The sequence below is a fragment of the Eoetvoesiella caeni genome, assembly GCF_003315175.1.
GTDB lineage: Bacteria > Pseudomonadota > Gammaproteobacteria > Burkholderiales > Burkholderiaceae_B > Eoetvoesia > Eoetvoesia caeni.
Map to the genome: position 1 here is coordinate 275,760 of NZ_QNRQ01000004.1, position 25,272 is coordinate 301,031.

At 55.9% G+C, this 25,272-nt stretch carries 22 protein-coding genes and 1 other annotated feature; of the genes, 10 read left to right on the top strand and 12 right to left on the bottom strand.

Annotation, left to right across the window (positions count from 1 at the left end):
- Positions 1-24: 24 nt before the first annotated feature.
- The 6 genes from DFR37_RS10170 (at position 25) to DFR37_RS10195 (ending at position 5,048) form a co-directional block, all read left to right on the top strand.
- Positions 25-942, top strand: a complete 918-nt coding sequence (locus DFR37_RS10170) for a TrfA (RefSeq protein ID WP_113933129.1) — start codon at positions 25-27, stop codon at positions 940-942.
- Between the two features lie 370 nt (positions 943-1,312).
- Complete coding sequence (locus DFR37_RS10175; RefSeq protein WP_113933130.1) at positions 1,313-1,771, top strand: hypothetical protein; 459 nt, start codon at positions 1,313-1,315, stop codon at positions 1,769-1,771.
- 34 nt (positions 1,772-1,805) lie between these two features.
- Positions 1,806-2,285 carry a hypothetical protein gene (locus DFR37_RS10180; RefSeq protein ID WP_113933131.1) on the top strand — a complete coding sequence of 160 codons (480 nt, stop codon included), beginning with the start codon at positions 1,806-1,808 and terminating at the stop codon, positions 2,283-2,285.
- Positions 2,282-2,989, top strand: coding sequence for a StbB family protein (stbB, locus tag DFR37_RS10185; RefSeq protein WP_113933132.1), 708 nt, complete (start codon positions 2,282-2,284; stop codon positions 2,987-2,989). Before DFR37_RS10180 ends, stbB begins: the two co-directional genes overlap by 4 nt.
- Before the next feature lie 10 nt (positions 2,990-2,999).
- Positions 3,000-3,434, top strand: coding sequence for a hypothetical protein (locus tag DFR37_RS10190; protein WP_113933212.1), 435 nt, complete (start codon positions 3,000-3,002; stop codon positions 3,432-3,434).
- A gap of 12 nt (positions 3,435-3,446) precedes the next feature.
- Entirely contained in the window at positions 3,447-5,048 is a 1,602-nt protein-coding gene (locus DFR37_RS10195; protein WP_113933133.1) for a type IV secretion system DNA-binding domain-containing protein, read from the top strand.
- 389 nt (positions 5,049-5,437) lie between these two features.
- Here the strand turns inward: DFR37_RS10195 and DFR37_RS10205 are convergent, their stop codons facing one another.
- Positions 5,438-8,128: a TrlF family AAA-like ATPase gene (locus DFR37_RS10205; protein ID WP_113933213.1), complete on the bottom strand. Its 2,691-nt coding sequence runs from the start codon at positions 8,126-8,128 to the stop codon at positions 5,438-5,440.
- 275 nt (positions 8,129-8,403) lie between these two features.
- Here DFR37_RS10205 and mobF point away from each other — a divergent pair, with 275 nt between their 5' ends.
- The gene (mobF, locus tag DFR37_RS10210; protein ID WP_113933135.1) at positions 8,404-11,301 is read left to right on the top strand and encodes a MobF family relaxase; all 2,898 of its coding nucleotides are present in this window, start codon (positions 8,404-8,406) and stop codon (positions 11,299-11,301) included.
- Between the two features lie 152 nt (positions 11,302-11,453).
- Here mobF and DFR37_RS10215 read toward each other — a convergent pair whose 3' ends face one another.
- Together DFR37_RS10215 and DFR37_RS10220 are read right to left on the bottom strand one after the other, a co-directional pair.
- A complete protein-coding gene (locus tag DFR37_RS10215) occupies positions 11,454-12,308 on the bottom strand; it encodes a universal stress protein (RefSeq protein WP_113933136.1) in 855 nt (284 codons plus the stop codon).
- 10 nt (positions 12,309-12,318) lie between these two features.
- Positions 12,319-13,803, bottom strand: a complete 1,485-nt coding sequence (locus tag DFR37_RS10220; protein WP_113933137.1) for a SulP family inorganic anion transporter — start codon at positions 13,801-13,803, stop codon at positions 12,319-12,321.
- Positions 13,804-13,894: 91 nt separating this feature from the next.
- Positions 13,895-13,948, bottom strand: a sequence feature (sul1 is cis-regulatory element that is thought to sense ions involved in sulfur or methionine metabolism; They are found in Alphaproteobacteria).
- A gap of 705 nt (positions 13,949-14,653) precedes the next feature.
- On the opposite strand from DFR37_RS10220, the gene DFR37_RS10225 reads away from it, so the two are divergent.
- A complete protein-coding gene (locus DFR37_RS10225; protein ID WP_113933138.1) occupies positions 14,654-15,352 on the top strand; it encodes an SOS response-associated peptidase in 699 nt (232 codons plus the stop codon).
- A 249-nt stretch (positions 15,353-15,601) separates the two neighbouring features.
- Here the strand turns inward: DFR37_RS10225 and ssb are convergent, their stop codons facing one another.
- From ssb to DFR37_RS10245, 3 genes are all read right to left on the bottom strand, one after another.
- Positions 15,602-16,081: a single-stranded DNA-binding protein gene (ssb, locus tag DFR37_RS10235; protein WP_113933140.1), complete on the bottom strand. Its 480-nt coding sequence runs from the start codon at positions 16,079-16,081 to the stop codon at positions 15,602-15,604.
- A gap of 78 nt (positions 16,082-16,159) precedes the next feature.
- Entirely contained in the window at positions 16,160-16,960 is an 801-nt protein-coding gene (locus DFR37_RS10240) for a DUF3560 domain-containing protein (protein WP_113933141.1), read from the bottom strand.
- 565 nt (positions 16,961-17,525) lie between these two features.
- Complete coding sequence (locus DFR37_RS10245; protein WP_113933142.1) at positions 17,526-18,059, bottom strand: JAB domain-containing protein; 534 nt, start codon at positions 18,057-18,059, stop codon at positions 17,526-17,528.
- Positions 18,060-18,715: 656 nt separating this feature from the next.
- Between DFR37_RS10245 and DFR37_RS10255 the strand changes: the two genes are divergently transcribed.
- Together DFR37_RS10255 and DFR37_RS10260 are read left to right on the top strand one after the other, a co-directional pair.
- Positions 18,716-21,013, top strand: a complete 2,298-nt coding sequence (locus DFR37_RS10255) for a heavy metal translocating P-type ATPase (protein WP_113933144.1) — start codon at positions 18,716-18,718, stop codon at positions 21,011-21,013.
- Positions 21,014-21,117: 104 nt separating this feature from the next.
- Entirely contained in the window at positions 21,118-21,564 is a 447-nt protein-coding gene (locus DFR37_RS10260) for a DUF305 domain-containing protein (RefSeq protein ID WP_113933145.1), read from the top strand.
- Between the two features lie 49 nt (positions 21,565-21,613).
- On the opposite strand, the gene DFR37_RS10265 is transcribed toward DFR37_RS10260, so the two are convergent.
- The 6 genes from DFR37_RS10265 to DFR37_RS10290 all read right to left on the bottom strand — a co-directional run bounded on the left by DFR37_RS10265 (position 21,614) and on the right by DFR37_RS10290 (position 25,269).
- Entirely contained in the window at positions 21,614-21,820 is a 207-nt protein-coding gene (locus tag DFR37_RS10265) for a hypothetical protein (RefSeq protein ID WP_113933146.1), read from the bottom strand.
- Between the two features lie 152 nt (positions 21,821-21,972).
- Complete coding sequence (locus DFR37_RS10270) at positions 21,973-22,332, bottom strand: hypothetical protein (protein WP_113933147.1); 360 nt, start codon at positions 22,330-22,332, stop codon at positions 21,973-21,975.
- Positions 22,333-22,492: 160 nt separating this feature from the next.
- Entirely contained in the window at positions 22,493-22,909 is a 417-nt protein-coding gene (locus DFR37_RS10275; RefSeq protein WP_113933148.1) for a DUF411 domain-containing protein, read from the bottom strand.
- Between the two features lie 70 nt (positions 22,910-22,979).
- Positions 22,980-23,453, bottom strand: a complete 474-nt coding sequence (locus DFR37_RS10280) for a c-type cytochrome (protein ID WP_147251608.1) — start codon at positions 23,451-23,453, stop codon at positions 22,980-22,982.
- A gap of 14 nt (positions 23,454-23,467) precedes the next feature.
- The gene (locus DFR37_RS10285) at positions 23,468-23,977 is read right to left on the bottom strand and encodes a cupredoxin domain-containing protein (protein ID WP_113933149.1); all 510 of its coding nucleotides are present in this window, start codon (positions 23,975-23,977) and stop codon (positions 23,468-23,470) included.
- A gap of 74 nt (positions 23,978-24,051) precedes the next feature.
- Positions 24,052-25,269 carry a copper resistance protein B gene (locus tag DFR37_RS10290; RefSeq protein ID WP_113933215.1) on the bottom strand — a complete coding sequence of 406 codons (1,218 nt, stop codon included), beginning with the start codon at positions 25,267-25,269 and terminating at the stop codon, positions 24,052-24,054.
- Between the last annotated feature and the right edge of the window lie 3 nt (positions 25,270-25,272).

Here is a 25,272-nt window from a genome sequence, read left to right on the forward strand (position 1 = left end):
ATGGGCTCGCCTGGAGCTTTACCCATGACCTCATCCACCCGTATGCCCTTTCACAAGGATAAGAACCTTCTGCGCCTGTCAGCAGCCATGCAACGTGCTCAGCAAAAAGCCACCCAGGCGCTGGCCGCCGCAGCACAAAAGCAGGCCTCAACTCCTACACCATTCATACTGCCCGGTATCAATGAAACAGCACGCGCCATTCCGAATTACATCGCCCGTAGTGCCATCTTCGCACCGGTTCGCCGGGGCTGGCGCACACTGCATGACGACACCGTATTTCTGGAGGGCAGCAACATCCTACTCAAAGGATCCGGCAAACAGTTGAGCGAAGACCACGCCGACATCTGGATGCATGCCATATACCTACAAACCACGGCTCTGCCAGGCGATCAACCTGTCATCAATCGTGCAGATTTCTTACGCGGAATGGGTAGGAATACCAGCGGAGCCAGTTACGAATGGCTGCACCAAGGCATGAAAGACCTCGCCAGGTTCGTAATATGCATCGAAGCAAAAAAACGGAACGGCACCGTCAAGTACAGCTATGGCAATCACCCTTCAACTCGAGTGCTGCCAATGATAGGAGGCTTTGATTATGACGAACCCACTGGCATCTACACGCTACACATAGACCCACGCTGGGCACAGATTTTCAGCAATCGCGAGTATGCATTAGTGGACTGGGAAAAGCGTCTGAAAATGCGGCACGATTTGTCCAAAAGCCTGCAACGGCTTGTTGGAACCTCGGCCGATGAGATTCAAAAATACAGCTTGGATATTCTGAAAGAAAGAGCGCAATACACCGGACGTGTACGAGATTTCAGACCCTCTTTGGAACGCTCACTTCTGGAGCTTGAGCGGTTGGAAATTATCGCCAAACCTCGCATAGAGATCAGCAGAAAAAACCAACTACAGGCAGTCTGGCTACGTTTAAGTCGATAAATAAAGCAGCAATCGAACGGTATTTTAGGCTGTGGATAACTCGTTTTATCCATCGTAATAGCATCGCGCCTTCGTCGTAATAACATCGCGGATTATCGTAATAGCATCGCGCTTTATCGTAATAGCATCGCGCACTATTTCTGGAAACCCGCATGAACAGGGTCATTCCAGCCATCGCAGCGCCTTCTACCTTATTTCTACCTTATTACTACCAGCAAGGCCTGTGGATAAGTCAGGCTGTCTTGCATTGTCACGCTGAGCAGCCGCGCAGCGGCTGCATCGGTCTGCAGCAAACCACACCCGCCCTTCCGGGCACCTCCTTCTCTCATCCCCATCACGTCCCTTCACACCGCAAGGCAAAGGAGATCCTATGCACGCAACCATCGACACCCGCATGCTCGACATCGTTCAACAAGCCGCTCACTACGGTATTGGCACCATGAGTCTGGGCGAAGCCCTGACTGCAGCTCTGGTGCTGGATCGCAGCGACTGGCTGCATGATCGCGGCTACAGCATCGCCGAAGCCCTGGATCGCATCGGCCCGCACTGGGCCGCTCGCCTCTGCACAGTGGCCCGGCAATTTCACACCGAAGCGACTCAGACCCGACTTCGATACTCCTTCGAAATCATCCCTTACCCATCCGACGCTGGCGGCTACACCCTGCGCCTGCTGGATGACGGTCAGGAGGTCGGCGGTGGGCAATTCTCTGCACGAGGCAAGTCAGTCCGCTTCACTGACGAGCAATCTGCTTACGACGAAGCACTGGCCGCAGGCTGCGCCTGGCTGGCAGGCAAACAGACCGAGGCCTTTCCAGCCCTATCGCACTGAACGAGACCGTGATTACTCCAACTTCAGGAAACCTATGAGTGAATCTGCACCTGTAACACGCTACCGCACTGTCCTTGCGGCCCTGGACCCTCGCATCAGCCTCTCAGCCCAGCTACGAGCGCTGTTTCCCCTGATCGAGGTTGAAATGGCTGCTGGTGTTCCACATGCCGCCGTGCTGGACGATCTGGCTTCCGCAGGCCTGACGGTACAACGCAGCACCTTCGCCATCACGCTGTACCGATGGCGCAAAGCCCAACGATCCGCAGCCAGAAAATGCCTGAATGCAGCAGCTTCTGCCGGTGACATACCCAGACAGTCAACCCATGCGAGCAACCCCCATCCACAACCTCCCGCACCCGATGCCATTCAAGGCCGACCACGCAGCATCCAGACACCTGGCGATCTACGCAAGATTCGCGACATGCGAGTAGACCTGGAAGCCTTGCGCCGCGAAGGCCTGGCCAATCGCGCTCAATCAGCTGACAACAACCCCACCAAAAGGAATGAATCATGAAAGTCGCCGTCCTGAACTACACCGGCTCTGTTGGCAAGACAGTCGCTGCCTCTCACCTGCTGGCACCGCGCATGAATAGTGCCCAGATTTTTGCAGTGGAATCCACCAACGAAACGGGCGCTGACCTGGGCTTGAATGTCGATCAGCTACGCGGCGAACACTTTGGCCGCTTATTCCGCGAACTGCTCACCCGCGAAGATGCGATTGTCGATGTGGGTGCCAGCAACATCGAGGATTTTCTGACGCACATGATGCGCTACGAAGGCGCACACGAGGAAATGAATTATTTCGTCCTGCCTGTGATCAATACCGGCAAGGCCCAGCGCGAAACCATCAAGACGGTGGCTGCCCTGGCAGAACTGGGTGTTGACCCAGAACGGGTACGGATCCTTTTCAACCGTGTCGATAGCAGCGTGCACGACGAGTTTCCCTCGATCCTGGCCTATGCTGCCAAAACAGGCGAAGTGCAGGCCAACCCCCAGGCTGCCATTTACGAAAACGAAGTGTTCGAACTGCTGGCCGACCAACGCACCACAATTGCCGATGTGCTGGCTGATCAGACCGACTACCGCGCCCTACTTCGCGCTGCCGAACCTGATGACCACTTCCGAATTTCACAGCTAAGCAACCGGCACGCCCTACGCGCCCTGGCCAAGCCGGTGGACAGACAAATGAATGCGGCTTTCACCGCGCTGTTCTCCTGAGTTGGTCGCCATGGAATCACACTCGAATTCCAGTGGCGCTCGTACCAAGCTGGATTTGCTGTACCACGAGGTACTGGGTGAAGTCGCTGGCCTCGTGGACAGACTGGAAAGCACTACCCAAAGCCTGGACGCAGTGCAAAAGCAGATGCAATCCATGGGCGAAGCGCAGCAAGTCCTGCCTGAACAACTCAGCCGCCATCTGATCGCCACGATGGAAGCGGCAGCCAAACCCATCAATCAGCAGGCTCAACACGCCATCCAGACCATGCTGGATGGCACCAGCAACCAGCTGAATCAGTTGTCTCGTAATGCCGCCCAGTACACCAGCATCGCCCACCAATCCGCACGACGTATGGCAATCATCGCCTTGGTCGTAGGCGGTATAGCAGGCATTCTGGGCGGCTTGCTGGCAGGCCTGGCCCTGGGTCAGATCCTGATCTCTTGAGGACCGGCACTTATGTCCACCTTGATTTCACCCATTACCCGGCGTCGCATTGCCGCCTTTTCTTTGGCGCTCTTGCCGACTGGTGCGTGGATGGCTGCCGCCACCTGGGGCAGCCATATGCACTGGCGAGACTGGAACGCCAAAACGTTCTGGCATTTTGTGATGCTAACGCCGCAGTACCCAGTGCTCTACGGCGCACTGGGCATAGGTCTGGTCCTCGCCTTGGTGCTTATCCTGCTTATCGGGCGCACCGCTAGAACCGAAGGGTTTGAGGGTGCTGCCTACAAACGCTTTGTACGTGGCACACGCACCACCTCGGCAAAAAGCCTGGCTCGCCAGTGCCAAGAAAGTGGCAAGCAGCAAATCGACGTAGGAGGCATCCCCATGCCGACCGCCAACGAGAACCTGCATTTGCTCATCAGTGGTGCTACGGGTTCCGGTAAATCGGTGTTGTTGCGCAACATGGCCGCTTCCGTACTCAAGCGTTCACAGCACGACATGAACAACCTTTTGCCCGGCCAAACGCCGGAGCGCAACGACCGGATGATCGTGATTGACCCCAATGGAGACCTACTCAGCAAATTCTGGCAACCGGGCAACGTAATCCTGAACCCCTATGATGCCCGCAGCCAGGGTTGGGCATTCTTCAATGAAGTTCGCGCCGACTACGACTGGAAGCGGCTGGCCCACTCTATGGTTCCCATGAGCCAGGATAAGAACGCTGAAGAATGGAACGACTTCGGTCGCCTGCTGCTGCGCGAGACTGCCAAGAAACTGCACCAGTTGCAGGGCGAGGAAGCCAGCGTCATGGACTTGTTTCGTCTATGCACCATCGAAGACCCCAAGGTCTTGAAGCAATTCCTGGAAGGCACCCTGGCCGAATCCCTTTTTGTTGGCTCTAGCGAAGCCAGCAAGGCGCTGTCTTCCGCCCGCTTCGTGCTGTCGAACAAACTGTCCGAGCACACCGGCATGAAACCCGGGCGGTTCTCCATCCGGGACTGGCTGAGCAAGCCGAACGGTGGCAACCTATACATCAACTGGCGCGAAGACATGATGAGCTCCATGAAGCCGCTAGTGTCGTCATGGGCCGACGTATTCATCACGTCCATCTTATCCATGCCTGAAGGCACCCACCGACGCTGGTGGTTGTTCATTGATGAGTTGGCTAGCCTGGAAGCCCTGCCGTCACTGGAGGCCGGCCTAACCAAGGGCCGGAAAAATGGTCTGCGCATCGTGGCGGGATTGCAGAGCACATCCCAGCTGGAACACATCTACGGGCGCACCATGGCCACTACTATTCGTGCGAGTTTTCGCAACCTGGCTGTCCTGGGCGGCTCCCGCACCGACCCGCAAACGGCAAAGGACATGAGTGAAAGTTTGGGCAAGCATGAGGTTGAACGGCCCAAGTACAGCATCAGCCGCAGTGTGGATCACCGGAATACGTCGGACAACACGGATCGGACGACGGAAGACGTGGTGACGGCTGCGCAGATACAGTCGTTGCCTGCACTGGGCGGGTATGTAGCCCTGGCGGGGGATTTTCCGATTGCGAGAGTGAGCTTGCCGCTTAGGGAGTTCGCTGTGTCTACGGCGGCATTTCAGGAAAGCGCTTAATACAGCTGAAGCCACGATGACACTATCTGACCAATAGAATATTCAGATGGCCCATTGACTAGCTCCCTTAGATCGCATCACTAAAGCGCATTGATAGCTTTGATTAGCTCTCTGCCCAAAACTTGGGTGTTGTGCGGATTGCCCTGCTTGTTTGCCGTGGGGACGTTAAGCTCGCCTGCCAGGCGTCGGAGTTCGGGCGAGACAGGTTCTATGGGGAGGCCATCACGCTCTAGCTTGATAGCACCCGTGCTAAGCCGCGTGATTACATAGTCCTTGTAGGAAGCCTCTGTAGTGCCTTTGATCGCAGGCTCAAAGTCGATTTGTCGCCCGTTGGGGTTCAAGCTAGTGATGGCTTCGATTGCCTCTATGTGTCCGTTTATTTGCAACCATTACACCTCGAATCCGTACATCTTTGCCCGACGCATAAATGCCTCCTTCGCTCCTTCAAGGATAGCGCATGCCGCATCCCTAGTTTCAGAGCGATCGATAGATCCGCGCGAAACAATCTCTGCGCGATCGTTGTTGGCCTTCAGCACGATAATCTGTTCCGCATCTCCCAGGACAGCGACATTGGCATTGTGTGTGACGATGATGACCTGCCGCCGCTCCTTAGCGCGGCGCAGCACGGGAACCAGCGTGGAGTAGATGAACTCGCCATCCAGATTGTCTTCGGGCTGATCAATAATGAGCGGCTTGTCGCTATTGGCCGAAAGCATCAGTGCGAGCAGGATGGATTGCTGTTGACCCAGTGAAAGCTTATAGAACTCCCGTCGGACGGTCCGCCTGCCGCCAGCGCCATCTGCGACTTGCTTGCTGACTTGGAGCTTTGGGACGTCGTACAGGGCAACGCGTTCGAGCCCAAAACGTACTGTAGGAGCCGACAGGCGCTCGAGCACGACCCTCGCCTCCGCGGAATCGAATGCTTGTGTGCCATCCTTGGTCATCAAGGCGGTCAATGGACCTATGTCATCGTTCTGGATCGCTTCTAACAGGCTCGGAACCGTCAGGTCCTCGACAAGGTAACTTGCCCGAACCTGCTGATTGGTGCGCCACCCCATCGCGGCAACGATCTGTTCTGATGCCTCCGGAGAGTATGCGTTGTCCACGTACTTCAAACTGACTTGAAGATCAGACAGGGCCTCTCTCAAAGTGGTTGAAGCTATGCGCCCAAAGGAACCACGCAGCATGGCGATGCGGTCACGGGCACTCCGACGTCGGGCCAGCGCGGCCTGCCTCTTGCGCTGTGATTCCGTCAAGTCGGCCCTCCATGCTTCTAGGTTCTTAAGCGTCGCCTTGTGACTGGCCTCGTCGTTGGCCAGTTTTGTGATGTACGACATATCGAACGTGATCCTTAGCGCCTCAAGCTCCCTCTTTTTGATGTCGATCCTGCCTTGAGCTTCGCTGTCTTTTGCCTTCCACGCGGCTGTCTGGCCAGCGACAACCGCCTCCAAATTCGATGCGCCGGTAGCAATCTTCTGCTTTGCGCCGACCACAAGCGTCTTAAATACATTGACCTCGGTCACGATCACCTCAAACTCTTTGCGACCCAAGGTCAGCGAGCTCGGATTAGCGAGCCCGGTAATCTCATCAGCCGCGCTAGCCTGAGTCGTAATGTCGGCGCTGTTTTTGAGATGTTTGAGTTTTGCGACAATCTGGGTCCGTAGCTCACGCTCTGTCGCGAGGTGCCGCTGCAGCTCAATCAGCGTTTTGACCTCGGGCTTCTGCATCGCCGCAAGAGCACTCTGCGTCGTTTGCAGTTGTCGCTGGTACTGTGGGATGAGCGCGACTTGTTGCTCAGCCTTCTCGATGGCGGTCTGTAACTCCAGCAGTTCGTCCCGCGCCGACTCCTCTTCTTCCAAGTAGGTTCCGAAATCAACAAACTTGTCGAGATAATTGAGCAGCGCCAGCGGATTCTTTTGAGCTTCGATACTAATGCGCGCTGCGTCTCCTTGTCCGAAACAGTCAATCTCGAAGGAACAAGGGCCGCCGTCTACGTCGTCGAGATTCTCAAGTGACTGGTCCTTATGGCGCGCCAGTAGATGGCGCTGCCCGGCCTTGTCCTGCCAAATGAAATGGACAACGTCTGGCCAAACCTCCGAATCGACAACTTTGCCCGACTCCTCATCGGTGCCTATCAAGCAGCGCACACCCTCGAAAGTAGTTGACTTGCCGGTCCCACGACCGCCGATGATGCAATTCAAGTTTCGACTGAACTGGATCACTTGTTTGTCGAGGAAGCCACCTTCCATGGCGATGCCAACAACATGGGGCACTGCTTTTGGGATGAGATCCTCGATACGTACACGAGCGTCTGCATCTTCCAGCGCAATCTTCAGTGCCGCAAAGCTGGGTTTGTCCATTTTGTAGCGGGTGACTCGCTTGTCATTGGAAGCATTACGGCCGAGCGAGGTCAGAGCGTGGGAGTCCGAGTTCATGACCCTAGCGAGGTACTGCCTCGAACCAAGGCCAAGGCGCTCGATTCTCTGTCGCCCCATCTGAACGCGTTCGGCCTGGTTGTCAGCTGGCGAGTAGTGAATATCCGATGTGGCATGCTTGAGTTCGATGCCCACCAAGGCCGGATGGCAAATGACATCCACCTTGTGCGGCGATCCGCCGGGATTGTCATGTTCGAACCCTGAAGCCACATCGACGTGAGCAAGGATGCCGAAGCCGCCCTGAGCGTTGACTGCGGCCAAACACTCAAGAATTGACTGCTGGCATCGAGATGTCGGCAAGCCCACATCTACGATATCGAGACCGGCGAAAAACTTCATCAATCTAGGGTAGTCGGGGAGATAGCAAAGAAGGTGGCCTTGAGCCGTGGAAAGCTCAACACCAGGAATCACAATCACATCGCTCCTTTGCCCGATATCGATGGCCTGCTTGACGTTGGAAATGTCATTGTGATCCGCTATCGAGATGAGGAAGATGCTCTCGTTGACTGCGGTCGCCACAATGTTTTCTGGGGTCATCGTGACATCTTTCACGTCATGCGATCCGCCGTAGGAATGAATATGCAGATCAGCGCGGTAGAACATCGCTCCGGCCGACTGAGCGTCGATGTTATCCGATAAAGACATGGTTCTCCCTTGAGGGTTGTACGTGAAATCGAGTTCCGGTCGCATTAGTAACTGCTGAACCGACGAATGTTTGCAAGGTGTAACATATATCGGGCGAGTGTAGATCTTCGAACCCACCTGGAATGCGCGTTTTGGGCCGTTATCCGCCACGCAATCATCCACAGAAACTGTGGATAAACGTGTGTAAATCCACGACTTATCCCTTCAAACGCTAGCATTGACGCGCCCAAGCGCTCGCTGGCTAATCTCTCGCCATCCCATCTCCCGGAGTCCCCATGATCTCGCACAGCCAGATCTACCGCGCCCGTGCGGCCCTCGCAACCCATTACTACGCTGACCAAGCCGATGATTACTACAGCCGGGACGGCGGTGCCGCCACCTGGCAGGGCGAAGGTGCACGGCGTCTCGGCGCTGTCGGTGAAATCGACCCGGCACGCTTCAAAGCCATGCTTCAAGGCGACTTTGGTCGTGGCATCACAGCAGGCCGGTCAATCCGCAAGGATGCGAAGGCTCGTGCCGCCCTTGATCTGACCTTCGGTGCGCCCAAAAGCATCACCCTGCAGGCATTGATCGGTGGCGACGAACGCCTGATTCACGCCAATGATAAAGCGGTCGCGGCTGCCCTTCATTACGTCGAGCAGCATCTGACCATGGGCCGTCACAAAGAAAACGGCAAGTCACGGGTAGAACACACGGGCAATCTCATCATTGCCAAATTCCGCCACGAAACAGCACGCCCTACCGAAGGCGCTGCCCCCGACCCACACTTACACGTCCACGCCCTACTGATGAACCTGACCCAGCGGGCCGACGGCAGTTGGGTGGCCTTATCCAATGAAGAGATCTTCAAGCTGCTACGCGTGACGGATTCGATCTACCAGGCCGAGCTGGAACGCAATGTCCGGGCGCTGGGGTATGCGGTTCGCCATGAAAAGAACCATATCGAACTGGCCCATATCAGTCGCGAGCAGATTGAATTTTTCAGTAAACGCAGCGCTGGCATTACTGCTGAACTATCTGCACGCGGCACCAGTCGTGAAGAAGCTCCTCACGCCCTGCGCCAAGGCATCACCCTGGCCCACCGCCAGGCGAAGACTCAGGACCTCAGCCGCACAGAGCTGCATCGACAATGGCGTGACGCCGCTACCGCCATCGGGATGCAGTTTGATCAGGCAAGGGAGCAAGCAGGCATCCAACCGACACAGATATTAGGACAGCCATCAGACCTGGTGGCTCAAGCCTCACTGAACTGGGCGATTCAACATCTGGCTGAAAGGGAGTCCGTCATGCCTCTAGCGGATTTACTGCAAAACTCCGTGCGCCATGCCGGTGGCCATACGGACATCACAGCCATTCAAGCGGCGATCCAGAGCCGTGTGGAGTCCGGCGCACTGATCCGAGAAGCACCGCACTACCGCAGCACCCAGGACAGGCTGGCCCTTCCCATGACGCGCGAAAGCTGGGCCACAGAGGTCATACGCCTGCGCGGCCTGCCTCAGGGCACAGCCCAACAACTGGTTGACCAGGCCATCGCCGAAGGACGCCTGTTGATGGAGAGCCCACGCTATGCGACCCGGAAGGCCTTTGAGGCCGAGTCCAGAGTACTGGCCGCCGAACAAGCTGGCCGCAGTGCCTGGCAATCCACAATTTCCGACACCAGTGCCGAAAGCAGCGTGGACACACGCCTAACACCGGGTCAGCGCGAGGCCGTCATGTTGACCGCAACCGGCTCCGATCAGATCGCCGGTATCCAGGGTCTGGCTGGCACCGGCAAATCTTTCGCTCTGCAAAACGCCCAAGCCATCCTGCAACAGCAGGGGCACACCATGGCGGCGCTGGCCCCTTACGGCGGAATGGTTCGCAACCTGCGTAAAGATGGGATACCGGCCAACACGATTGCATCAGTGCTTGCAGCTTCCGACAAACGCCCCTTTCTCAACACCCTGGGGCCGAAAACCGTCGTAGTGATTGACGAAGCCGGAGTCGTGCCCGTGCGGCAGATGGACAAGCTGCTGGCCCTCATTCAGCCAACAGGTGCCAAAGTGGTCCTGCTGGGCGACACCGCGCAAACCAAGGCCATCGAGGCTGGCCGCGCGTTTGCCATGCTGCAGGAAAACGGCATGAAAACCGTATTGATGGCAAACATCCAGCGCCAACGCTCTGAACGGCTGCGCCAGGCGGTGCTGTTGGCCGCAGAAGGCCAAGCCAGCCGATCCCTGCCGCTACTGGATCAGGTGCTCACCATCCCAGATCAGTTCAATGCCGACGAGCATGGCCACAAAAGCCGCGACAGTTCCGCCCGATATGAGGGCATCGCCCAAACCTATACGCGGCTCTCAGCGACAGACCAAGCTGGCACCATCGTGGTCACCGGCACCAACGCTTCGCGTGTAGCCATCAATGAACGGATCCACGCCCTGCGCGGCTTGGAAGGCAAAGGACATCAATGCCAACTGCTAGCTCGCCATGACACCACCCGTGCAGAACGCAGCGTAGCGCGGTATTACACCGTGGGCGACATTGTCGTTCCTGAACGGGACTACCAATGCGGCCTGAAACGTGGCGAACAGTACCGCGTGACCGGCAGTACACGTCATGACCGCATCACCGTCGAACCGATCCAATCCGGCCCGTCGCATCCTCAACCCATGGAAATCATCCCGAAAACCATGAGCAAGCTATCGGTCTACCACCTGAGCCGGGCAGAGCTATCTGTGGGTGACCATGTACGCATCACACGCAACGATGCCCATAATGACCTGGTCAACGGCCAACCGGCGAAGGTCACGGCAATTGATGCAACCAGCGTCACCATCGAAACCAACGGTCGCCACTTGCAGTTGCCTACAGATCGACCGCTAAACATGGACTATGCCTACACTACCACCGCGCATAGTGCCCAAGGGCTGACCTGCGACCGAGTTCTTTACAACGCCGAAAGCTTCAGCCGCACAACCGCCCAGGACACCTACTATGTCAGCATCTCGCGCGAACGACACGAGGTCGTTGTATTCACAGACGATGCGAAAAAACTGCCTGAGCGGGTGGATCGGCTGACGTACAAGGGGCTGGCACATGACCTGCAGCCGGTGGCGGCCAAAGACCCAATCCTGGTTCAGCATGGCCAGGACGTCGGCACGCCACGGGCGGAATCAGAGCTGGAGATAGGATAACTAGCCGCCCCTTGTTCTCTATTCCACATACAGTCTGGTTAACCTAACAAGCAACTGCAGCTGCGTCAAAGTGGATCTGTTGTCATGCCCGGCAGATATCGGCCAAAAGCAGACGACTGAAATGCACGGCGGTCATCACCAAAGATTCTTGGCTAGCGAATAAGCAGTATGGGCGCATGGATTGCTCGAATTACTGCCGTCGTAGTGCTCCCCACGATCAGAGTCCGAAGGGGCGAATGGCCGTGAGCGCCCATAATGAGCATTGAACTGGGTCGATCCGCCATGTAGTCCGCGATGACTTTATCCGGCGCACCGGGAAGAAGTGACCAGTCTGCGTTGCCTCCATTTGCGCTTATGGTCAACACAACACGTTCCAAATCGCCGCGACGACTCTCAGACTCCTCGCCAGCCATTATTAGGTGAACGGGCATTCCGTTGAGAATGGGTGAACTAGCCACATACTCCAACGCACGCAATATCGATTTGCCGCCGTCATAGGCGATCACGACCTCTTCTGGTTGTAAAAATTGCTGCGGGGCGACAACGAGAGGCTTTTTACTGGCTCTCAGAACGCGTTCAATTTTTGACCCGATATGGGCGGTCGCGAACTCACTGGATGCACCGCGTTTGCCCATGACGACGAGTTCAGCTTCGGCTTCGCGCTCGAGTATCGTCTCGATGATGCCGCCATGCAAATGAACTTGTTCGATCTTCCCGCCGGTATTCAGCTCGATTCTAGTTTGGGCAGCATTCAGCAGCGCACGACCACTTTGGACGGCAAGTTTTCCCTGGGCCTCTTCGATGCGGGTCAACTCTTCCAGAAGCTCACTTTTTACACCCAGGCCAATCGCCCCGCTGTAGTCATGGCGGGTGGCAACGGCGCTTTTGCGTTGCACGACATGTAGTAGTTCTATATCGGACTTAGACCGCGACGCCAACCAAGCCGTGAGGTCACACACGGACATTGCATACGGGGACGCATCAACACATGCGAGGATCTTTGACATATTTCTTCTCCTAATGGCCGACAGACTGAGCGTCTGCACCGGGTTTATCATGCGTGGCATATCGTCCGATAATGGTTGCGCTGGCTTCATTTAAACCGGCGACCTCCACTGAAGTGCCTTCCCGCCTAAGCTTAATTACCACCTTATCCAAGGCGCCCACAGCGGAAATATCCCAGAAATGTGCGGCTGAAACGTCGAGCAAAACCTTGTCCACCACCTCCTTGAAGTCGATGGCTTCAGAAAAGCGCTCGGTAGAAGCAAAAAACACTTGGCCCGAGTAAGCATACGTGCGCGTGCTCCCATCTTGGGATAGTGCCGATTTGACTGTGAGTAGTCGCTTTACTTTTCCTGCGAAGAACAACCCGCTAAGGATTACACCGGCCAACACCCCTTGTGCCAAATCGTGCGTCCAGACCACAACGACAACGGTGGCAATCATCACCACGGATGATTGCCAAGGATGTGAACGTAAGTTTCGGATCGAGCTCCAGCTGAAAGTGCCGATCGACACCATAATCATGACGGCGACCAGCGCAGGCATCGGAATCTGTGCGACGAGCGGACCAAGCACCACAATCAAGAAGAGGAGAAAAGCGCCCGCCACGAGAGTCGAAAGGCGTGTGGATCCTCCTGACTTCACGTTGATCACGGATTGGCCAATCATGGCGCAGCCGCCCATTCCGCCAAAGAATCCCGTCACAAAGTTGGCGATCCCCTGGCCTTTGCATTCCCGGCGCTTATCGCTTGGCGTGTCGGTCAGGTCATCAACGATTTGCGCTGTCATCATCGACTCAAGCAATCCCACGGCGGCCATGGTCAGGGAATAGGGAAAGATGATGCGTAGCGTTTCCAGGCTGAAAGGCACGTTGGGAATCAGGAATTCCGGTAACGACGAGGGTAGCTTTCCCATGTCGCCAACGGTGTTGACGGGCAATTCGCCATAGATCGAGATGATGGTCAGTACCACGATCGCAACCAGGGGCGACGGCACAGCCTTCGTCAGGCGGGGAAAGAGATAGATGATTGCCAAGCCGGCGCCAACCATGACGTACGTCATCCAGGTGACGTTAGTGAGCTGGGGCAACTGCGCAAGGAAGATCAGAATCGCCAGCGCATTCACAAAGCCCGTAACCACCGACCGCGAGACATACTGCATCAGTAAATCGAGCCGGAGAAAGCCTGCCAATACTTGGAAAACACCCATAAGAATCGTAGCAGCGAAGAGGTACTCCACCCCATGCTCCTTGACCAGGGGTACGACCAATACTGCTATAGCAGCGGTTGCTGCTGAAATCATCCCCGGCCGACCGCCGACGAAAGCGATGATTACCGCAATGGAAAAAGAGGCATAAAGGCCTACGCGAGGGTCAATACCTGCAATGATGGAAAAGCCAATAGCTTCTGGGATAAGAGCAAGGGCGACGACGATGCCCGCGAGAATATCGGCGCGGGGATTGGACATCCATTCGCGGCGAAACGTGGAAAGAAAAGACATGAATTTTGACTAACCTGAAGTTAGCAAGCGTGGCGAACGTGCCGAGGGATGTGGCTAAGAGTTGGTCTCGGAGCGAGCCATTATTCGCTTGGAGTTTCCGAGGGATAGGCGCCCGGCCGAGCCACCCGGCGCTGCCGAGTCCACTTAAGTCGCTGTCGTAGCGACGCAGCATCCATTGCAGGTGCTGTAACGCGAAATTATACATGACTGTGAAGTTCAGAAAGCGAGGTGGCCGACGTCCTGGCTAAATCTAGGGACCGCGCACTACACAGGTTCAAACCCTGAAAGTCGAACTTCTGCTTTGGGTCGTTTCCTGCCTTACAGATCTGACAATACCCGTCTGCTCAAATATGAATCAGCACCTCTGACATTTCCCCGTATGCTTGATGCCACAACACTGTAAAGCCCCTGCCGCCCATAGGTAATCATCACGCAGCGCCCATGCTGTCGCCCTGCATTCAAAGTGTAGATGGAAAGCAGTCAGCGTGTAGTCGGTACGTTGCCGGCGGCAGGTGTCCGCGCCGTCTACCAGAAACGAGGCTACAACTGTAGCCGGATATCCGTTCGATAAATCAAGCTCTTACACTGTTTTTTCGCCCTTTATGTCCTACAGCGCGGCTGACCACGGTTTGCTCCCAACCCCTTGAAAAACAATCGTTTTTCCTACCCTGCCAAGGGTGCGTCTTGTGTGGCACTTTTAAGGCCACAAATGAGCGACAGCGAATTTGGGGATTTATAATTGCCAGCCAGATCGAAGACCTGGCAACGTCACCAGTCAGGGACCCATCGAAGATGGGACACCAAACTTGCTCAGTTGATATCCGAGACATGGGTTCTGTCACAATAAAGCATGTGCAATCGCTATGTGACACCGAGCCAGGCCGAAATTGAGAGGTTTTGGCATATTGGAAACCGGAACCAACCTCGATGGTGGGAGGCCACCGTTCACCCTCGCGCTGCCGGCCCATTTGTCCGGGCACACAATACCGAGCGTGAACTGGTAGTCGGCCAGTGGGCGCTTATCCCACACTTTGCCAAGTCAGCGAAGCTGACATATCAGACGAATAACGCTCGTTCCGAAGAGTTGGCCAGCAAGGCAAGCTATCGCGAACCCTGGCAGCGCGGCCAGCGCTGTATTATCCCGGCGATGTCTTTCGACGAGCCTTGCTGGGAAACCGGCCGCAATGTGTGGTGGCAATTCCAGCGGTCAGACGGTACCCCTTGGGGCCTGGCCGGTCTGTGGAATACCTGGACCGATTCGGCAACGGGCGAAGTTCTGGAAAGCTACACGATGCTCACAATCAACGCCGATGAACATCCCTTGATGCGTCGGATGCACAAGCGTGACCCGAAGAAGCCAGCCACTGCCCAAGACAAGCGCTCAGTCATTCCAATCGAAGTTCGTGATGTCGATTGTTGGCTGACAAGCTCAGTCGAGGAGGCTAGCAACCTCTTGCGCTTGGCACCGGAAGATATTTTCGATGCCAAGCCCTTCGAGGTGCCTTCGCTGGGCGGTGCCAACGCCATCACCCAACAGGCTCTGTGGTAGCTACTCTGACATTTTTAACAATAGCTTTACCGTCTGAGACAATGTCAGTCCGTCTGCCCAGGCAGACGCCAACACGTCATTACCCTGTACTTCCTGTGCTTCTATCATCGCCTGAGCATCTGACCATGTCATGTCGCCTTGCTCACTCAGCGCGTCATATACAGCGCTTTCCCAATCGTTTCGTGGTTCGGATGGCATTCTGTTTTCCCGTCTTGATTGATGCCCCAGCTACAGCCGGGGCAGGCCTTCTTACATGCACAGCCAGCTGCGTCCCGCACCTGTCAGATTGAACGGTATATCATCCGCCACGACAGCACCGCCATTCGTAGGGACGGGAGCAACAGCGGCCTTACGTGCTGTTGGCTTAGCTGACGACACCTGGCCATCTGCACCACGGCCCCCGAGCATCTGCATCTGCTCTGCGACGATCTCGGTGCTGTAACGGTCAGCACCCGTTTCTTTATCCTGCCATTTTCTAGTCTTCAAGCGCCCTTCTACATAGACCGCACTTCCCTGGCGCAGGTACTCGCCGGCGATTTCTGCCAAGCGGTTGTAGAACACAATCCGATGCCATTCGGTTTCTTCTCGCTTCTCGCCTGTCGCCTTGTCTTTCCAGCTTGTTGATGTGGCAACGGAAATGGTGCAGATCCCGGCTCCATCCGCGCTATAGCGGATCTCTGAATCGCGGCCCAAGTTACCGATAATAATGACTTTGTTGACTGATGCCATGTTGTTGCTCCTGGTAGTGGTTCGGCGTAATCTCGCCGACAAATTTCCCAGACCGATAAAGCGGCCTGGGGGTTCGGTTTAGTTATCGGTCGAGCCGTTCAAAAGCTGCATGACGGCTTTTGCCTGCCATATGGCGGCGTTGTTCAGTTGACGCACCCACGCGCCACGGGTTGGGCTCCACCGAAAACCATGGCGTTTTAGAATCTCGCGGGTGGCTCTTTCCGGTTTACCTTCGAACATAAACATCACACGATTCTCTTCCACGTCCTCGGCGTATGCATACCCCTTCCCCTGTATGCTGACCGGCTCACGCTCCTGGTTGGCCTGTAATTGTTTGATCCGTTGCTGAATACGGCGAATGTTTGCGTTATTGTTGGTCAAGGCATAAGACGGGAATCCAACACGTCCGGCATAGTCAGGCGTGACCAACTGCTGTGCACTTTCTTCCGAGTGCCCAAGCTCAAGAAAAGCACGCCGTTGGCCCTCTGCATCTCCCTTATGCTTACGGATCACCTGATTGATCTTCTTCATACGCTCCTGATTCGCTGTCAGTTGTTCTACCTGGCGCATGAGTTTTGCTATTGCATCCGGGTCATCGCTGGATACTCCCCCATCGCCTACAGCAGCCGCCTTCTTCACATAATGGTCAGCCTTCTTTTGCAGATCAAAAGCCTTGCCAAACGTGTCATGTATCCGCTGCCGGTAGTTTCGGTCCCGGCCTTCGCTGTGGTGGCCAACTAGAATCGGCTGTCCGAATGGAATCGCTTCACCCATTTGCTTTGCCCGGTCGTAGGTAGTTGCAGCCTGTGCCTCGGCCTGCACTGCCCTGGCCTCTAGCCTGACCTTACGGTCTGCCTGCTTTGCTTCGTAGTGGTTCATGTCGCTTTCCTTCAAAAAATGCGCGGTGGCGCGGTAGTGATTTCATTGCTGACCGGGCCTGAAGATTCTTGAGCCCGTTTGTAGGTTTTTGCTGCCGGGTTGTGTGCTGGCCCCATCGCGTTTTGCCGCCAGTCCTGTGAGTTCCATCGCCCTTGCCGTGCTGAATCACGCAATGACTAGTGGAAAGGGGGAAGGTTTGTAAAAATCGCGTAGCTGCTTTTATGAACACCCCCTTGAAGCGCCGGAACGTAGTGATACAGTCGGCGTTTTAGGGCGATGGAACTATCAGGACCAGGCTTGCGGTGTCACCACGCACCACCTGGCAGCAGCCCGCGCGGCGAGCGCCACCATCACCGAGGCGGTGATCTAAATTGAAGGCCGTTACGCAGCTGTATCCAGCTTGCGCCAGCAAGCCGCTACGCCCATCCCGGCACACCGGGACGGGCTACTTTTGTTTAGAAGGAAGAAAGAGGAAAACTCCTTGGGCGACAGCACAAGTCCAATCTGCGCCGCAGCACGCGGCGTCTACCTGTACAGGCGGGCTCACACCCGCCCTGCTCCAGGTTTACACCTGACCTCGTTCCGCTAACGAAGTCGTGTTCTGCCCGGTCACGATGATGTGATCCAGCAAACGAACATCAACCAGCGCCAAAGCATGTTTTAAATGCCGCGTCAATGCCAGATCGGCCTCGCTGGGCTCAGGTATGCCGCTGGGGTGGTTATGCGACATGATGATTGCGGCCGCATCCAGACGAAGCGCCGTTTTAACGATTTCGCGCGGGTATACGCTGGCCTGCGTCAACGTGCCATGGCTCATTTCCATGTAACGGATCACCTTAAACTGGCTGTTCAGGTACAGCACAGCGGCAACTTCATGCCCCATGCCCGACAACTTGGCCTGAAAGTACTGCTTTACGGCGTTTGGGTTTCCCATATCAGCCCGATCGCCGATCAAGCTTTCCGCAGCGATCCGCGCGGCGGCCAGTACGTGCGAGTCAGTCGCGGCACGATACCGGCCTGATGGGCTGCGCACAAAAAGCGTCTGCCCTGCGTTCATGTTGTCATAGCCCAAAGCTGCATTGTGGTTAACGTGTTCCATAGTCCTATCCCTTCAAAAGCCAGTTGGTTTTCCTGCTGACCGGGGCCGAAGATTCCGAGCCTGATCGTAGGTTTTCGGCGTTCGCAGTAATACGGTTCCTGCGGGGTTGCCGCCGTTGCCGTGAGTTCGTCGCCTTGCCGTGCTGAACTGCTGGCCGGGGCTGATGAACAGGACCGTGGAATATATGGAGGGGACCCGCCTGGCGGGGTGGAAGCCGTTTATGCCGCGAAAGCCAGGGCAGCGGACACGGATGGCGGTACAGTCGGCGTTTTGGGCGGCGCACTTAGGGCAACGGGAACTGACGGCCCGATATGCACTGATTGCGGATGCTGGCCGCGCGGCGAGCGCCATCATCGGCCCATGGTCGATCTAATTTGACGTGCTTTTGGCTAGGTCCGCTAGCACGAACACAAACCTCCACTCCAGTGCATAAACATTACGGGTCCGGATACATGACAAAAATGTAATGTGGCAGGCCCTGAATTAACGACTTGAAACGTGTGCATATGTGGCATGATGAAATTTGGCCCAAATGTCCCTGGGGCGCTAAGAGCATTTAGCCGTGCATGCAGTATGCAACGACCTTGCGCCCAGACCTTTAGAAGGTTTTTATCGCCATGGCGCAGAACAGTTCTGGATACACTCATGATCACAACATGAAGCAGCAGGCTTCCGCCTCTCAACTCACTGATCCTGTGTGCGGTATGCAGGTGACACAAGACTCGCCACATCACGTTGAGCGTCAAGGCAAGCCTTTCTTTTTTTGCAGCGCGAAGTGCTTGGAAACGTTCAAGCGCGATCCTGAGAAGTTCATTGCGCCAAAAAACGCAACCGAAGCGGCTTTCGAGCAAGCAGCTGCAGGCACCATTTATACCTGTCCAATGCACCCCGAGATTCGACAGGATCATCCGGGAAGCTGCCCAAAGTGCGGCATGGCGCTTGAGCCGCTCATGCCCAGCCTGGAGGACGATAATCCTGAGCTGAAAGACTTCTCTCGGCGATTCTGGTGGACGCTGCCCCTTACGGTCATTGTCACCGTGCTGGCCATGTTTGGTCCGCAACTTGGCTGGTTCAGCATGAGGGCGCAAACGTGGATCGAACTCGTGTTGTCAATACCCGTGGTGCTATGGGCTGGGCAGCCCTTCTTCGTGCGCGGCTGGCAATCCGTTGTCAACCGCAGTCCCAACATGTGGACGCTCATCGGTCTTGGTACAGGCGCCGCGTTCGTCTATAGCGTCGTGGCGACAGTCGCACCGGGCGTTTTCCCCGAAACGTTCATATCCATGGGGCGTGTGGCTGTTTACTTTGAAGCCGCAGTGGTCATCATTTCCTTGACTCTGTTTGGCCAGATCCTGGAGCTGCGGGCGCGTTCGCAGACGTCAGCTGCCATCAAATCACTGCTGGGACTCGCACCCAAAACAGCCCGCCGGATCAACGCGGATGGATCAGAAGAAGATGTACCCCTGACGCACGTGCATGAAGGCGATCGCTTGCGCGTGCGTCCCGGGGAGAAGGTCCCCGTTGATGGCGTCGTCGAAGATGGTGCGAGTTCGCTGGATGAATCCATGCTCACGGGCGAACCTCTGCCGGTGAGCAAGCGCGCTGGTGACAAAGTGATCGGCGCGACGATGAACACATCCGGCTCGCTAATAATTAGAGCTGAAAAGGTCGGCTCAGCGACCGTGCTTTCGCAGATCGTGCAGCTCGTCGCACAAGCGCAGCGCTCCCGCGCACCGATGCAACGCATGGCAGATCAAGTGGCTGGTTATTTTGTGATGGCAGTCGTCGTCATCGCCATAATCACGTTTTTTGTTTGGGGTACTTTTGGGCCGCAACCGAGCTGGGTATATGGCTTGATTAACGCCGTAGCTGTACTGATCATCGCCTGCCCATGTGCCCTGGGCTTGGCCACGCCCATGTCCATTATGGTGGCAACCGGCCGTGGCGCCACCCAGGGCGTGCTGTTTCGCGATGCAGCAGCCATCGAGAACCTACGTAAAGTCGATGTCCTTATCGTCGATAAGACCGGCACCTTGACGGAAGGCCGCCCTGTGTTCGAGCAGGCCATTCCGGCAGGCGACACAGAGGCTGCCGAAGTGCTGCGTCTGGCGGCTAGCCTTGATCAGGGCAGTGAACATCCGCTAGCAGACGCCATTGTTAGCGCAGCGCGTGAGCAAGGCTTAAGCCTCAGTGCCGTCAACGAGTTCGAATCGGGTAGCGGTATTGGGGTGCGGGGCCAGGTCGACGGTAAGCACCTCGCCCTCGGCAACACCGCTCTCATGGATCAAGAAAACGTTAGCGTTACGATCATGGCCAGTACCGCCGAATCGTTGCGCACCAAGGGTGCAAGCGTCATGTATTTGTCAACAGACGGTCAATTAATAGGCTTGCTGGCCGTCTCTGATCCAGTCAAGAAAAGCACACCGGAAGCCGTGAAGGGTCTCAAGGCGGCTGGGATCCGCGTCATCATGGCAACAGGCGACGGCATTTCGACGGCTAAAGCTGTGGCACAGCAATTAGGAATTGACGAGGTTCACGGTGAAGTAAAGCCGACCGACAAGCTGGATTTGGTCAGCAAACTTCAAGCAGAAGGCCGAGTTGTTGCGATGGCCGGCGACGGCATTAATGACGCACCTGCCCTAGCCAAAGCGGATGTCGGGATTGCGATGGGTACCGGAACCGACGTGGCGATGAACAGCGCGCAGGTCACGCTGGTCAAGGGAGACTTGCGCGGCATCTCGATTGCGCGCCACCTCTCGGACAAAACAATCGCCAATATGAAGCAAAATCTCGGCTTCGCATTCATTTACAACGCTCTTGGGGTGCCCTTGGCCGCTGGGGTCTTGTACCCGTTTGTCGGGCTGTTGCTTTCACCCATGTTCGCGGCATTGGCGATGAGTCTGAGTTCAGCCTCGGTCGTTTTCAATGCCCTTAGGCTTCGAAAGTCTACCTGAAGTGCAACGCGTCGCGTGAGTCAGTGGCACTTGAACTTAGCAAGTAGCCAAAGCTGACGTGTTTGGAGAAATAGCAAATCTTTACGTAAAACAGGAGATCAGCCATGCGCCAATACCTTCGGTTTGCCGCCATGATCGCTACTTCAACGATCGTGATGTTCGGCCTTATGTATCTAAATACGTATGAGCTGGCCGACGTCTTTTTCAGTGAAACGCGCGTGTATATGGCATTCATGATGGGCGCCGCGATGGCAATCATCATGTTGGCCTTCATGCTCCATATGCACCGAAGTCGTCGCATGAACAGTGCGATTTTTGTCGCCAGCGCGATAGTATTTGCGCTTGCTCTCTGGCTTGTGCGAAGTCAGTCAACCATTGAGGATGTTTCCTGGATGAAGGCGATGATTCCGCATCACTCCATCGCGATCTTGACCAGCGAACGGGCGACCCTCTCTGATCCTCGCGTTCGTGAACTGGCCGGTCAAATCATCGAGTCACAGCGCAGGGAAATCGAAGAAATGAAAGCGCTTATCAAGGATCTCGAGAAATAAATCCGCATCTGAGCCGCAAGTGAGCCTGAACGAAGTCACAGGAAAGGTTCTAAGCAACAATACTCATTGACTGCCTGGGTAACTGCACAGGATTGAATGCCGGAAACTCTGCATCAGCCGACGATGCGCTGACCCAGGTCTCCAGCGTCGTGCTGGTCTCAAGCGCTCTGGCAATCGCATTGGCGACTGTGATCACCCACTGCTCATCAATGCAAAGCGAAGTACGCAGGGTGCCGAAGGTAAATGGCTTGCTCAAGCGATCGCTCCATCGTTTACAAGGACGATGCGGGAGGCGGTCTTCGGTTAGCGCCGGCATTTGGTAGCCGACGCCCCATGAACGGCTCGCAGCGCATCCAAAGCCATCGAAATAGCTTTCTTGACAGCTCTTTGGTTCGAACTTAGATCTCGTTATTGAGGCGAGGATGGCACTTCAAGTTTATCGGCATACTTAATCATGATGTCGCCCATGGCACGCATCATCTCGCCATGCATCTGCATCATCACTTTGCTATTGGCGCCGCTGGCGGCACCCATCATAGGGCAACTGCCCATCATCCCCATCATGCCGCCGCCCATCATGCCGTGATCTTTCATCCTACCTGGCTTCATCTGGCCCATCTGGCTCGCGTCACCATTATGCATCATGCCTGGTTCAGCTTTCATGCCCGTGGATGTGCCATCGCCGCTGGGAGTCGCTGCTACTCCTGCACCGCTTACGCCCAACAAGAGCGCCGTAACGGGCGCAATAAATAGTGCTTTCATATTCATTTTGATCTCCTAAATTCAGAAAATTGACTTTTCACGAACCGGCTTGAACTTGTGGCGCAAGAGAGATGTAGGTGTGGAGGTGTAGTGTCTTCCAGCGTCAGAGCAGCAAATGCGTACCAATCGTGACGTACCCGGCTATATCGTTGCTCGTCTGTAGATTTTAGTCCTTAGAAAATGGTTTACCGTTAAAGTCGACAGTAACTAAATTGCCGTCCAGCTCCCCCATGCCCGGCGCATTCAACGGCATGCCAGGCGCCGACACGCCCTTCACCGACGAGTCAGCGAGCAACTTGTTGACTGCATTGGCGGGCACATGCCCTTCTATGATCTGGCCGGTGGCGTTTACCACGCCTGTATGGCACGATCCAAGCTTTGGTGGCACACCGAGTTTTTGCTTGACTGAAGCCATGTCGGCTGTTTTGATCGCCGTAACATCAAAGCCAGCATCCCGCATATGCTCGACCCATCCGGTGCAGCAGCCGCAATTGGGATCCTGATATACGGTAATGGCCGTGCCGGCAGCCTGTGCAAAGGATGTCGCGACAGATAAGGCAGCCGCTGTTAGCCATAGTTTCATGAAACCTGCTCCAGCAAAAATGTAGATCTTGAATGATTCATAGTATAGATAAAGACCACAACCAAGCAGCTTAGTTCTGCCGTTGCAAAGTAACTTCCTTCTGCGCCTCTAGAACTTTAGGAGGCCAAGTGCTCTTGATATAAGTCAGTACCGCAATGATCTCTTGGTCGCTGAGGATGTCGCGATACGCGGGCATGTCACTTACATAGCCTGGAGGTGCTGTCTTCCCAGGGACCAGGCCGTTTTTCACCATATCGACCAACATCGCATCGGGATGGTGCCAGGTATGGCCGCTCTTGTCATGCGGCGGTGCAGGCAGCCTGCCATTGGACATGCGTTCACGCCAGTTCGGCTGGCCTTGCAGGGCCTCGCCATGGCAGGCTGCGCAATTGTTCACATAGATCGCCTTGCCCTGCATCACAAGGGATTGGTCCGCAGGGTCGATGAATGCCGGGCCAGATGGCCGAATCGTGCTGTAAAGGACGGCGGCGGCGCCGATTATGACGACGCCAACCACTCCAAAGACGAATTTTCTCCGTGTCATTTGAATGCGCTAGATCAGCTGACTTTTACCTTGCCGACCATTCCAGCCTCCATGTGGCCCGGAATCAGGCAAGCGAAATCGACAGTGCCCGCCTGGTCGAACTGCCACACCAAGCCGCCAATCTTACCCGGATCCAATGTAATCATATTCGGTTCCGAATGCTGCATCCCCGGCATCTTCTGCATCTCGGCCGCATGGGCCTTCAAATCGGCAATGGACCCGATCACCATTTCATGAGGGATTTTCCCCGTATTCTTGATAAAGAAACGAACTGTCTCGCCAGTGCGGACCTGGATGTCACCAGGCGTAAACCGCATGGTGTCGTCCATCGTCAGTTCAATCGTGCGCGTAACTTTAGCCGGATCGCCCGGCTGACCAGTTGGCGAAGGTGCATTCGACATGGTAGACATATCGTGACCGGGCATGCCATGCGCCGGTGCGCCATGCCCCCCGCCATGGTTGCCGGCAGCCAATGCGAGGGTCGGCAGTACGCTCAAAGCCAGAATAGAAAGGGTCTTCTTCATATCAATACTCTCTTGAGATTTGTTTTAGCAGGCGGCCTTTTCAAGCCGCCCATGTGAAAAGGTGAAAGGCGACTTCAGAAGCGAAAGCTCAAACCGGCCACAAAGCGAGTTTCCTGCTTGGAGTCGCCCGCTGCCCGTGCGTAATCCGCCGTTTTTCCAAACTTGCTGGACCATTCGACGCCCACGTACGGGACGAACTGACGCGTGACTTCATACTTGAGGCGCAAGCCCGCCGTGCCGTCTGTCAAGCCGCTGCCAATGCCCCAGCGTTCATCGTCCTTGCCATAGAAATTCACTTCGACGCTGGGTTGCAGATACAGCTTCTGAGTCAGCAGGATGTCGTACTCGGCCTTCAGCTCCAAAGCGGTGCGGCCGCTCGAGCCAACATAGGCGGTGGCATCGACTTCAAACCAGTAAGGCGCTAACCCTTTGAAGCCAAATGCCAACCATTCCCGGTTCGGCACGCCTTGGCCATGATCGAAACGAAAGCCCAGCTCCGTATCCCAAAACGTAGAAACTGCATGGCGCCACAAAAGCTGCGTCTCAGATTCTTGCAGCTTACCGCTCGCCACTTCGCCTTCGGCCTTGATCACGGCGCGGTTGTAGGTACTGCCGTACCAGGCCTCGCCCTCATAGGCCGCCCATTCCTCGCCGCGTGCCCTGACGTACTCCAACCGGTCAAAATTGACGGAGCCGAAGTTGTGCATGTCGGACATGATTAGCGCATCTGACGGCGGCAACGCATACTTGCCGGCATTGCGGACGTAGCCATCGGAGTAGGCGTCCGGATCGCGAGCGTCCGGCGGCGGCGAGCCGCCCTGCATCTGCATATCGCCATGATCCATTTCGCCACCGCCACGGTCCATGGCACCCATATTGTGTGCAGGGATTGGCGCATTAGAGTCGGACTGACCGTGCGACATTCCCGGCATGGCGGAAGTGTTCTTGAGCGGGTCAGCCTGCTTCATGGGCATTTTCATGTCGTCATGATCCTGAGCTGGCGCTTTCCCCGCGCCATGGTCCATACCGGGCATGTCCATCGAACCGTGATCCATACTCGGCATACCCGTGGAGCCATGATCCTTATCGGACATGTTCATAGAGCCATGATTCATGCCCGAAGCCGTCGCCGGCGAGCTTGTCGCGGGCGGTGCCGCGGTATGGCCGGCATGACCGGCGTGCGTCTGCGCATAGGCAAGCACGGGCATTACTCCCACTGTAGCGATGGTCGCCGCAAGAAACTTCTTCTTCAATTGATTGTTCATGACCAGGATGCCTAACGTGTCGTTCATTGT

Excerpts from the sequence above, each read along its gene's own strand:
- ssb (WP_113933140.1), bottom strand. The coding sequence starts at position 16,081 with ATGGCATCAGTCAACAAAGTCATTATTATCGGTAACTTGGGCCGCGAT.
- DFR37_RS10260 (WP_113933145.1), top strand. The coding sequence starts at position 21,118 with ATGCGCCAATACCTTCGGTTTGCCGCCATGATCGCTACTTCAACGATC.
- DFR37_RS10290 (WP_113933215.1), bottom strand. The coding sequence starts at position 25,269 with ATGAACGACACGTTAGGCATCCTGGTCATGAACAATCAATTGAAGAAG.
- DFR37_RS10225 (WP_113933138.1), top strand. The coding sequence starts at position 14,654 with ATGTGCAATCGCTATGTGACACCGAGCCAGGCCGAAATTGAGAGGTTT.
- DFR37_RS10205 (WP_113933213.1), bottom strand. The coding sequence starts at position 8,128 with ATGTCTTTATCGGATAACATCGACGCTCAGTCGGCCGGAGCGATGTTC.
- DFR37_RS10280 (WP_147251608.1), bottom strand. The coding sequence starts at position 23,453 with ATGACACGGAGAAAATTCGTCTTTGGAGTGGTTGGCGTCGTCATAATC.
- DFR37_RS10245 (WP_113933142.1), bottom strand. The coding sequence starts at position 18,059 with ATGGAACACGTTAACCACAATGCAGCTTTGGGCTATGACAACATGAAC.
- DFR37_RS10170 (WP_113933129.1), top strand. The coding sequence starts at position 25 with ATGACCTCATCCACCCGTATGCCCTTTCACAAGGATAAGAACCTTCTG.
- DFR37_RS10180 (WP_113933131.1), top strand. The coding sequence starts at position 1,806 with ATGAGTGAATCTGCACCTGTAACACGCTACCGCACTGTCCTTGCGGCC.
- DFR37_RS10190 (WP_113933212.1), top strand. The coding sequence starts at position 3,000 with ATGGAATCACACTCGAATTCCAGTGGCGCTCGTACCAAGCTGGATTTG.
- mobF (WP_113933135.1), top strand. The coding sequence starts at position 8,404 with ATGATCTCGCACAGCCAGATCTACCGCGCCCGTGCGGCCCTCGCAACC.
- DFR37_RS10175 (WP_113933130.1), top strand. The coding sequence starts at position 1,313 with ATGCACGCAACCATCGACACCCGCATGCTCGACATCGTTCAACAAGCC.
- DFR37_RS10270 (WP_113933147.1), bottom strand. The coding sequence starts at position 22,332 with ATGAATATGAAAGCACTATTTATTGCGCCCGTTACGGCGCTCTTGTTG.
- DFR37_RS10255 (WP_113933144.1), top strand. The coding sequence starts at position 18,716 with ATGAAGCAGCAGGCTTCCGCCTCTCAACTCACTGATCCTGTGTGCGGT.
- DFR37_RS10275 (WP_113933148.1), bottom strand. The coding sequence starts at position 22,909 with ATGAAACTATGGCTAACAGCGGCTGCCTTATCTGTCGCGACATCCTTT.
- DFR37_RS10240 (WP_113933141.1), bottom strand. The coding sequence starts at position 16,960 with ATGAACCACTACGAAGCAAAGCAGGCAGACCGTAAGGTCAGGCTAGAG.
- DFR37_RS10195 (WP_113933133.1), top strand. The coding sequence starts at position 3,447 with ATGTCCACCTTGATTTCACCCATTACCCGGCGTCGCATTGCCGCCTTT.
- stbB (WP_113933132.1), top strand. The coding sequence starts at position 2,282 with ATGAAAGTCGCCGTCCTGAACTACACCGGCTCTGTTGGCAAGACAGTC.
- DFR37_RS10285 (WP_113933149.1), bottom strand. The coding sequence starts at position 23,977 with ATGAAGAAGACCCTTTCTATTCTGGCTTTGAGCGTACTGCCGACCCTC.
- DFR37_RS10220 (WP_113933137.1), bottom strand. The coding sequence starts at position 13,803 with ATGTCTTTTCTTTCCACGTTTCGCCGCGAATGGATGTCCAATCCCCGC.
- DFR37_RS10215 (WP_113933136.1), bottom strand. The coding sequence starts at position 12,308 with ATGTCAAAGATCCTCGCATGTGTTGATGCGTCCCCGTATGCAATGTCC.